Here is a 9,197-nt window from a genome sequence, read left to right on the forward strand (position 1 = left end):
CCAGGGCGCGTTCGTCATCAACGCCGCCAACAACTTCCCGGTCGTCTACAGCGGCATCGGTCGCCGCTCCGACGAGTTCGCCGTCGTCCGCGCCGGCCTGAACTACAAGTTCGGCTCGTACTAAGACTGCGCCAACGGAGCGGACGGGCCGGCCTGCCGGTCCGCCGCTCCCCAGGTCTGTCGATCGGCGAGGCCGCTTCCGCGAGGGGGCGGCCTCGTTGCTTTTGGAGGTGGCCCGACCGCGTCACGAGCCGCCCGCGCGGGCGCCCGCCACCACCATGATCAGCGCCTCACGGTCGATCCGACCCGCGATCCGCGCGTCGCGCGGTTCCGAGAGGTCCACTTTCGGCGCGGGATCCTCGGCCACCCGCTTGGCGCTTCAATGCCGCCAGGAGGGCGTCGCGCACCGTGGTGTTCCGATCCAAGGGGTCGGCTCCCCGCCGGCCGGAGGCGTGCAGGTTCCTCCGGCGATGGCATGGGACTAACAGGCCATCCGCTGCGCCCGTTTGCGCCGCGCTCCAGCGCTCTCCATCGAAGGAGATATCAGTTCGGCGCAAGAGTGCGCGTCAGGACAAAGGCTTAGGGCCCCGCAAGGACCACGGCATAAGATCGGAAAGCCTTGGACCGGCACTCCAACCCTCCGCCTCATCTTGAGGTGCCGGAGCGCAGCGGAGGCCTCGAAGGAGGGCTCCAAGGATCGCTCGGCCGGCTGGGGCCCTCCTCCGAGGCCCGCTGCGCGGGCACCTCAGGATGAGGCGGAAGATTGGATGCAATCGGGCGCTGTCCTGTCGCGTTGGCCTGCCAACGTAAGTCTGGTCAGGCCGCCGAGGGCCGGCGGGCGCCCGGATCCGGCCGCGGGGACCGGCCCGGCACGAGCGACAGGGCTGCCGAGAGCAGCGCGAAGGCCACCAGGGGCAGGAGGCTCAAGGTGAAGCTGCCGGTCCCGTCCTTGATGGCGCCGATCAGGTAGGGGCCGAGGAAGCCGCCGAGATTCCCGACCGCGTTGATCGCCGCGATGCTCGCCGCCGCGGTGGCGGGGGGCATCTGCTCGGTGGCGAGCGCCCAGAACGGCCCCTTCAGCATGTAGACGCCGACCGCCGCCACGGTCAGCGCCGCCACCACCGGGCCGAGCCCCGTCAGCACGGTGCCGCCCGCGAGCCCGAGCGCCAGGATCAGGAAGGACAGCGCGAGATGCCAGCGCCGCTCGGCCGTCCGGTCGCTGTGCCGGCCCCAGAGGATCATGGCGACCGACGCGAAGCCGTACGGGATGCTGTTCAACAGGCCGGTCTCGACATTGCCGAGGCCGAAGCTCTTGACGATCTGCGGGGTCCAGAACGAGAGCCCGTAGCTGCTCGCCGTCGACCCGAAATAGATCGCCGCGAACAGGGCGAGGCGCCGATCGCGCAGGATCTCCCACAGGGGCGGCTTGGCGGCCTGCCCGCGCTTCGTGTTGCGCGCCGCCTCGGCCCGGAGCTGCCGCTCCAGCCAGTTGCGCTCGTCGGCGGGCAGCCAGGCCGCGTCCCGCGGGCCGTCCGGCAGCAGCCACAGGACCGCGACCGCCATCAGCACCGCCGGCAGCCCTTCGAGGATGAACAGCCACTGCCAGCCGGCGAGCCCGAACCCGGTCACGTTGAGCAGCGCCCCCGAGATCGGCGAGCCGAGGAAGGACGAGATCGGGATCGAGATCATGAAGACCCCGATGATCCGCGCCCGGTAGGCCGCGGGGAACCAGTAGGTGAGGTAGAGGATCACGCCGGGGAAGAATCCCGCCTCGGCGAGTCCCAGCAGGAAGCGCAGGCCGATGAACGACCACGGCCCCTGCACGAGGGCCATGGCGGCGGAGATCAGCCCCCAGGTCGCCATGATCCGGGCGATCCAGAGCCGCGCCCCGAAGCGCTCCAGCATCAGGTTGCTGGGAATCTCCATCAGGAAGTAGCCGAGGAAGAAGATCCCGGCGCCCCAGCCGAACACCGTCGCGGTGAGGCCGACATCGTGGTTCATCTGGATCGCCGCGAAGCCGACATTCACGCGGTCGAGGAACGAGATGAAGTAGGCGAGGATCAGGAACGGCACGAGCCGCCAGCCGATCCGGCGCATCGCGGAGCGTTCCAGGGCAGACTCGTCCGGGGTGCCGGGTATCGGGCCGGTGGTGGGGCCTGTCGCTGGGCCTGTCATGGGGCCTGTCCTCGTCACGCGTCGCGGGGTCCGCGCGGATTCGAGGGGGCCGCGCACAGCCGCGACAGCGGCGTGACGGACGTCTCGGGCTTCCTCGCGGGCCGGTCATCTCTGGCGGTGACCTGTGCCGCTCCTGCTTAACCCGTTCCCGGCGCGGCAGGGAAGCGCGCGCGACGCGATGCGGGACCGGAATTGTTGATGGTCCGGCGGTCTTCGTACGCCAGGGGACCTTCGAACACCGCACGCTGTTCCGCGTCGCGCGGCGGGCGCCCGTCCTGAGGGCCCGCCGAAGGGACTCAGCCGTTTGGCAACCCGGATCCCGGGTCGGTCAGGTCCTCACGCCTGATCCGGATGCGGATCGTGTCTGCGCACCGTGACCTTGCCGTCGTGTTCGCTGTCCGGGACCGGGAGCCAGCCATACGGGGCGCGCCTGAACGGCGAGCGGGGCCAGCTCATCGCGTCGATCGCCTCCGTCAAGGGCAAGATCTCGGAGATCAAGCTGCAGAGCCTGCAGGTCGATGCCGAGATGCGCACGGAGGTCGGCAAGGATCTGTCGGACATCCGCAGCAAATGGTTCGAACTGGTCGAGAAGCGGATCGCCGCGGAGGACCAACTGCGGCGTGTCGAGATGCGGGCGCCGCAGAACGGCGTGGTGCATCAGATGAGCGTGCACACGGTGGGCGGGCTGGTGGTGCCGACCGAGCCCGCGATGCTGATCGTCCCGGATGCGGACCGGCTGACCGTGGAAGCCCGCGTGCCGCCGCAGGACATCGACAGCGTGCAGCAGGGCCAGGCCGGGCTCCTGCGCTTCCCCGCCTTCAACGTGCGCACCACGCCCGAGATCGAAGGTCGGATCTCGCGGGTGTCCGCCGATGTGACCACCGATCCGAAGACCGGGCAAAGCTACTACACGGTGCGCGTCGCGATCCCGGCGGAACAGCTGGATCGGCTGGGAACCGTGCGGCTGGTGCCCGGGATGCCGGTCGAGGCCTACCTCAAGCTCGGCGACCGGACGGTGCTGAGCTACCTGCTCAAGCCGCTGCAGGATCAGGTCTCGAAGGCTTGGCGCGAGCGCTGGAGCGCGCTCCGACGCAGTGAACACCGGTTCGGCGCTTGAGACCGCAGCCCCTGCGCCGACCGGGCCTCGACGCGGCGACCCCGACCCGTGGCCCTGCCGCGCGGCAGGGCCGACCCGCGCGCAGGGCCCGCCGGCCGAGGCTCGGTATCGAAGACCGAAAGTGCTGTACGGGCCGGCAGCATCGACCGAGCGCTTGCGGACTAAGCATTTTTTGTCCGGGCACAGATCCTGGCGCAATCAGCCGCTCGGACTGCCCCCAAAGGCTATCTCACGCAATCACGGCACATCCCATCAAGGATGAGCTGATCTTGGCTGACAGAACATCGCTCCGATGAGAAATCGACCACGGAAATTTAGCTTTATGGGCTCTCAAACGTACATCTAGGAGAAAATATTTTGGTAAAATACCCAACCAATACAGTCCGAAAAACATTCGATACGACGGCATGCCGACGCGGCATGGGCATCGTGGCCGCTCTTGAATATTATTACGCTCGCGAAGTATGGGCGCCGAATTTTTATAAATGCTTGTCGAGAGCTTAATGCCGAGTTAAACAGCTGAGCTAAGACAGTGCCCGAAGTGGCACATCGCAGGGATCGCTGCCTTCAGGCATCCGGCGGCCGCACCCGGTCGATCCGGATCTGAATAGGGGCTCATCGCATGAACGCCTTGGAACGCAGCTTGGCTGCGGACGAACAGTTGGCGCCCATGACGTCCGGCAGCCGACATCAGCCAAGTGCGATCCTGCGCATCGGATTCGACGCCGCCATCGCGGCGCTCGCCCTGTTCCTTCTGGCGCCGCTTCTGGCGATCGTGGCGCTTCTGGTGCGGCTGGACAGCCCGGGCCCGGCGCTGTTCCGCCAGACCCGGACCGGCCTGAACGGACGCGCTTTCCTGATCTACAAGTTCCGCACGATGCAGGTGCAGGAGAACGGCGCCGTCGTCGCCCAGGCGCGCCGGGGCGATGCCCGGCTGACCCGGCTCGGCGGCCTGCTGCGCAGCACCAGCCTCGACGAGCTGCCGCAGTTGATCAACGTGCTGCGCGGCGAGATGGCGCTGGTCGGCCCGCGCCCGCATGCCCTGGCCCACGACCGCCATTACGGTGCGCTGCTGAGCGCCTACCACGGCCGCTTCGCAGTCCGGCCCGGCATCACCGGCTGGGCCCAGGTCAACGGTTCGCGCGGCGGCACGCCGCGTCTCGCCGACATGCAGCGCCGGGTCGAGTTCGACCTGTGGTACGTCGAAAACCGCAGCTTCGCCCTCGATCTCAGGATCCTGGTCGCTACGGCGATCCACATTATGCCCGGCCGCTCGGACGCCTACTGATCCGACGCACCACGCGTCGGCCGGGTCTGGGACGCCGCCGCTAGGCCGGAGAGTCCACAATCCGACGGATCGCTCCGCGGCGCCTGGGCGCCGGCCGACCCGTCATCCTCCACGAGCGGTGCGCACACCGCCTCACTGAGGCAGTAACCGACGCACGCCAGCGTCACGATGGCCCCAGCCAAGCATGCGCCCCCACAGGGGGATCGGTTTGCTGTGATGATTTTCATGCCCCGAGCGGCATGCGATGACAGTTACCAATTCGCACAACAACCTGAAGCTATTATTAATTCTGGTCGATTGACCGGATCACCTTGATTCCTGTCGGATTGCGGGACTGAAACGGCACGGCCAGAGTCTTCACGATCAACCCGCACGTGCGCCGTCGCCAAGCTGGACGACGGAGCCGGCGGGTTTCGCGGAAGGCGGCTTCCGGTTTTGCGCGGCGATCCTGCGGTCCACGGCAGGTCCCGCCTACGGGGGTGCCGGGCGATCCCCTCCCCGCTCTCATCCTCAAGTGACCGTATCGGCGGGCCTTGACGGACGGCGCCTTCGAGGCCTCCGCGACGTGCGGGCACCCCGGATGAGGGACGCAAGTCCGCGCGCCGATCGGACGTGTCTCAGGCTCGCGTCATGCCCCCGACCCGGGCATTCCATGGTGAGGGGACGGGTTCGGTGCGCCCGGGTCGATCGCGCGCCCGACGCCGGTCGCCTGCGAGCCGACATCCGGCCGGCGACGCGGTTCGGCGCCGGCCCCCATCACCCCAAATGGATTTCCGTCCGCGTGATCGCGGAGCGGTTGCGGCGGCCGGACGACGACCTGCTCCGCTGAAACGCGAGATACGCCCCGATCACCATCGCAATGCCCCCCGCCGCCAGGGGGGCGACCAGGATTGCGGACGCGCCGATCCAGAACCACGCCCCGATGAGCGTCAGAAGGCCACCGATCACGGAGAGCACGATTACAGCGATCATCTCGATTCTCCCTTCGCCGGCCTTCAGGGTACCGACGTCAACCGCCCGGCCTCCGCAACACCGTCGGACCGGCACGCCGACCGGGATCGGCAAGCAGGGACGCGTGCGCCCGGATCGTGCGCGCGCAGGGGCGCCAACGATCGGCCGATGCCGGCGACGCAACCGGGACGAGCCCCGACCGGACCTTGGAGGACGCGGGAGGTAGCCCGGCGCGAAGACGCTCGATGGCTGTGCGATCAAGCCGTCGGTGTGAACCGCGGCCCGAGCCGCACAACCGGCACGTCGGGTTTCGTGGACAGGTCTTCTGGCTGCGAAGCGACGACCTCAAGGAAAAACCCTGACGTCATCACACTCTCAGGTGGTCTCGCGCGACCACAACTAAACATTGCACGACCCAGTGGTACCGACAAGGATGTGTTTGTACGCAGACACCCATTAACCACACTTCCCGACGCTTTCGTATCGCCCGGTCCGCACCTGCGATGACCTGAAGAGCTTTGATCCAAGACTTATTTGACGCAAGATACGCGCATCGACAGAACGGAATTGAGGATCTTCAAACGAGAATGACAATTCCAAATCGTGTTTTGTCGATTGGAGCAAAGCAGGCGCGCCAATAAGACAAACGATGCATTCGCCCGTGCCAATCCTGAGTTGCTGTTGCCTCGGCAGCGTCAGCCCCGGACGCGGACATCGCTTGCGGGCACGATTTAACCACGTCCCCACATCGAGTCTCCGGAACCCGCTCACCACCCCAGGAGCGATGACGAGGTCGTCCGCCGTCAGGCCGACGGACGGTTCAGCCACGCTGTGAGGCGACGGAGCACGCGCGGCGTGTTACCCCGGTTATGGGGGGACTCCGGAGCCGAGACGCGTATGCGCGAGGCAGATCCTTCGGAGGCCGGTCGCCGCTGGAGGGTGTGTACGGACGCAGGCTGAGGCGTCACCGAAACCAGCCGAGCGCCATCGATCCGATCCACCACGCGGCATAGCCCCAGGTCACGATCACGATCAGCGTGATCACCGCCAGGACACCGAGCGACAGCCACTCCGTCGGGGGGCGCCGGCCTTGCGATCGACTGGTCTGCTTGGGGGCGTCCAACGGCTCCTCGTTACTGCCTATTGCGATAGAGCCGGAACGAATTCTGAATTGAAGACAGAATGTCTCTCATTATATACCGGAAGGTGCTGACGAGACGCGAAAACCGCGAACCCTCACCCGTGCAGTCTACCTAGGGCCATCCTCGATTGCGTCGCGGTCGATCCACGTCACAAGATCGGGAAGATTTCGGGTTCGGTAACCCAACTCCCCCCTCGACCCGAGACGCCGGAGCCTGGCGAAAACGTCGTTCGCGGCCCGCCGACGCGGTCGCATCACGACGAAGGGGATTGGGTGGGACCACCCGATGGCCCTGCAGTCAGGGGCTGTCGTGCCCCGCGCGCGTTGCCCCCGATCAGGCCGCTTGGTCTTCCGCGTGATACGCTCCCTGACGCTGATCCGATACCAGCTCGGCGGAGCGCGCTCCCGGACGATCAGGCCCGAGCGGCACTTTCAGCGCCAAGCCCGATCCCGCCAGGAGCGGACTTCCTGAGCCGCGAGGAGACTGAAGCGGGACCACACGCGCAGGCGCTCACGACCGTGGACGGGCGCCAAAGCCGGCCAGATCCTGTTCAAGGCGAGGTAGATCATGGCGATACCGACGAGGAACGTCCCGATTACGCATAGGCCGCCGACGATCGCCGCGTCGCGCAGCAGGATGACGCCGGGTCTGGCTTCTTGCTCTCCGCTTTGAAGCCGGACATTGACGTGAGCTGTTTTCGCCATCGGGTCTCCGGTCCTGACCGCGTAGGAACTACGCATAGTCAGGCGTCTGTGTCGATGTCGAGGCTACGGGCCTCATCGCGCAGACCGGCCGGGAGACTGCCGTGCAACGGGCGCCCGAGAGCCCGCTCGACCCGGGAGACCGGGTCTCGAAGGGCTGGAACCCTTTGGTGTGTCGTCAGGGCAAGGCCCTGGCAGAGTCGCGGATCCTGCCGTGGATCTGCGAAGCGTCTCGATCTTTCGAACTCCCGACGGGCGCCCTGCCTACGCCGTGGGCGGCGCGATCGGACCACCGCTTGCAGGAATTGGCCATCCCGGGAGCGGAGGGGCGCGATGACTGCTCAAAGCGGAACACACGTGGTTCACACTGAGACTTGGCCTCCCCGATGGAGACATCGGGCCGAGGGCGGGGTCACGACCCTGGTCACGCGGGTCGCGGTCCCCGCCGGCTTCCTCGTGATCATGGTCGTCGCCATCATCGTCACGATCGCCGGCACGGCCCTCGCCCAACCCTCCCAGCGCCGACCGGCCGCCGCCCCGGCGGCCGACATCGGTTCGGCCCCGCACCCGAGACTGCCTCCAGCAGCCGCCTTTGCGCGCAGCGAAGCCCTCGCCCGGCGCGCGCTCGGATCGATCTGCTCGGGTTGCGCGTCCGGTCCTAGCCGCACGGCCGGCCCAATCCAGACCGCGCCTGCACGCCCTGCGACGGGGCCGGCCACGGCGTCGGTCACCCCGTCGGCCAAGTCCAGGGGGCCGACCCGCTACCGGGTCGAGGCCGCCCACGAGCGCCACGTCATTCCGCGCTGAGGCCCGCTCCACCGAACGGGAGGCCGATCCAATCGGGCGCGCATCAGGACAAAGCCCCGGAGGCGCCTATCTGGTCCTCCACTGGCCGGGCGCTTGCGAGGGCGAGACCCGAGCCGTCCTGGCTGGCGTGACGCGGAGAGGGGCGATCAGTGATCAGAGGCACGCGACCGCTCCTCATCGCGCTGGCAGCCGCGCCGCTGCCGGGCGCCCTGCAGGCGCAGGAGGGTCTGGCCCTGACGCCGCCCGCAGCCATGCCGGCGACCAAGACCCAGCCCAAAACGCGCCTCAAGGTCCGATCGAAGGCCAAAGGCTTCGTGTACCGCAAAGCCGAAGCCGACAACGCGCGCGCGATGCGCTGGACCTGCGTCGGCTGTACGGATCGGCAGCGCCTCCGCCCGGATGCGGGGGCTCGTACTCAAGACCCCAACGGCTCCGACGAGCCGGTGATCGCGGACCCGGCGCGGGCTCCGGTCATCGACTAGGCATCGGCGGCGCGGCTCCGATCGGCTGGATGGTTCAGGCCGGCCTGTCATTCTCGCAGCGCGGCGGCGCCGCGACAGATCACGACGGAGCAAAACCGGGCGTTGCGGCGGATCGCACTGCGATCCGATCCACTTCTAGTGCATCGATCCAGACGGAGGCTTCAGCCGAGTCTGGAAAAATTGATGCTCGAACAATGAGCGAGTGCTCCCTCGCATGAACGAAGTGAGTGCGTCTGAGCACTACGCGTCCAGGGAGACGAGCCATTCGTGGCGGTAATCGCCGCGATACGTGATTCGGGCCCTGTGGCCGTACTGCGATGCGTATTGCAGCGCGCCGGCCTCGTTGTCGAAGACGTAAAACTTGATGGCCACGCGTGCGCCTCCAGCAATCCCCGCTGGCAACAAGAATGGCGCCCCGACGCGCGTTGGCAATACTCTATTCCTTCGGAAGGCTGCGCAGGACCACGTCGGGCTTCAGCAGGGAGCTCCCCGCGCCGGCCCGATGCTCAGGCCGCGCGGACGCCGATGCTCGAC

The 9,197-nt window shown here is 67.5% G+C and carries 8 protein-coding genes and 2 pseudogenes; 5 read left to right on the forward strand and 5 right to left on the reverse strand.

Annotation, left to right across the window (positions count from 1 at the left end; all coding sequences use genetic code 11):
* Positions 1-124, forward strand: a pseudogene (locus AAHG09_RS26655) (porin family protein); the annotation flags it as partial.
* 692 nt (positions 125-816) lie between these two features.
* Here the strand turns inward: AAHG09_RS26655 and AAHG09_RS26660 are convergent.
* Complete coding sequence (locus AAHG09_RS26660) at positions 817-2,175, reverse strand: MFS transporter (protein ID WP_342110521.1); 1,359 nt, start codon at positions 2,173-2,175, stop codon at positions 817-819.
* A gap of 424 nt (positions 2,176-2,599) precedes the next feature.
* Between AAHG09_RS26660 and AAHG09_RS26665 the strand changes: the two are divergent.
* Both AAHG09_RS26665 and AAHG09_RS26670 read left to right on the forward strand, forming a co-directional pair.
* Positions 2,600-3,292 (forward strand): annotated as a pseudogene (locus AAHG09_RS26665) (HlyD family type I secretion periplasmic adaptor subunit); the annotation flags it as partial.
* A 622-nt stretch (positions 3,293-3,914) separates the two neighbouring features.
* Complete coding sequence (locus AAHG09_RS26670; protein ID WP_342110522.1) at positions 3,915-4,580, forward strand: sugar transferase; 666 nt, start codon at positions 3,915-3,917, stop codon at positions 4,578-4,580.
* 756 nt (positions 4,581-5,336) lie between these two features.
* Here the strand turns inward: AAHG09_RS26670 and AAHG09_RS26675 are convergent.
* The 3 genes from AAHG09_RS26675 to AAHG09_RS26685 all read right to left on the reverse strand — a co-directional run bounded on the left by AAHG09_RS26675 (position 5,337) and on the right by AAHG09_RS26685 (position 7,377).
* Positions 5,337-5,552, reverse strand: a complete 216-nt coding sequence (locus AAHG09_RS26675) for a hypothetical protein (protein WP_342110523.1) — start codon at positions 5,550-5,552, stop codon at positions 5,337-5,339.
* Between the two features lie 943 nt (positions 5,553-6,495).
* Positions 6,496-6,654 (reverse strand): hypothetical protein, encoded by a 159-nt coding sequence (locus tag AAHG09_RS26680; RefSeq protein ID WP_342110524.1) that lies wholly within the window; start codon positions 6,652-6,654, stop codon positions 6,496-6,498.
* A 450-nt stretch (positions 6,655-7,104) separates the two neighbouring features.
* Positions 7,105-7,377, reverse strand: a complete 273-nt coding sequence (locus tag AAHG09_RS26685; protein ID WP_342110525.1) for a hypothetical protein — start codon at positions 7,375-7,377, stop codon at positions 7,105-7,107.
* Between the two features lie 354 nt (positions 7,378-7,731).
* Between AAHG09_RS26685 and AAHG09_RS26690 the strand changes: the two genes are divergently transcribed.
* A complete protein-coding gene (locus AAHG09_RS26690) occupies positions 7,732-8,181 on the forward strand; it encodes a hypothetical protein (protein ID WP_342110526.1) in 450 nt (149 codons plus the stop codon).
* 149 nt (positions 8,182-8,330) lie between these two features.
* Complete coding sequence (locus AAHG09_RS26695; protein ID WP_342110527.1) at positions 8,331-8,663, forward strand: hypothetical protein; 333 nt, start codon at positions 8,331-8,333, stop codon at positions 8,661-8,663.
* A gap of 240 nt (positions 8,664-8,903) precedes the next feature.
* On the opposite strand, the gene AAHG09_RS26700 is transcribed toward AAHG09_RS26695, so the two are convergent.
* On the reverse strand, positions 8,904-9,035 hold the full coding sequence (locus AAHG09_RS26700) for a hypothetical protein (RefSeq protein WP_342110528.1): 132 nt from the start codon (positions 9,033-9,035) through the stop codon (positions 8,904-8,906).
* Positions 9,036-9,197 lie beyond the last annotated feature (162 nt).

This window comes from Methylobacterium guangdongense, from assembly GCF_038442355.1.
Lineage (GTDB): Bacteria > Pseudomonadota > Alphaproteobacteria > Rhizobiales > Beijerinckiaceae > Methylobacterium > Methylobacterium guangdongense.

Bases quoted from the DNA above. Each gene is read 5' to 3' on its own strand.
- AAHG09_RS26660 (WP_342110521.1), bottom strand. From the start codon at position 2,175: ATGACAGGCCCAGCGACAGGCCCCACCACCGGCCCGATACCCGGCACC.
- AAHG09_RS26670 (WP_342110522.1), top strand. From the start codon at position 3,915: ATGAACGCCTTGGAACGCAGCTTGGCTGCGGACGAACAGTTGGCGCCC.
- AAHG09_RS26675 (WP_342110523.1), bottom strand. From the start codon at position 5,552: ATGATCGCTGTAATCGTGCTCTCCGTGATCGGTGGCCTTCTGACGCTC.
- AAHG09_RS26685 (WP_342110525.1), bottom strand. From the start codon at position 7,377: ATGGCGAAAACAGCTCACGTCAATGTCCGGCTTCAAAGCGGAGAGCAA.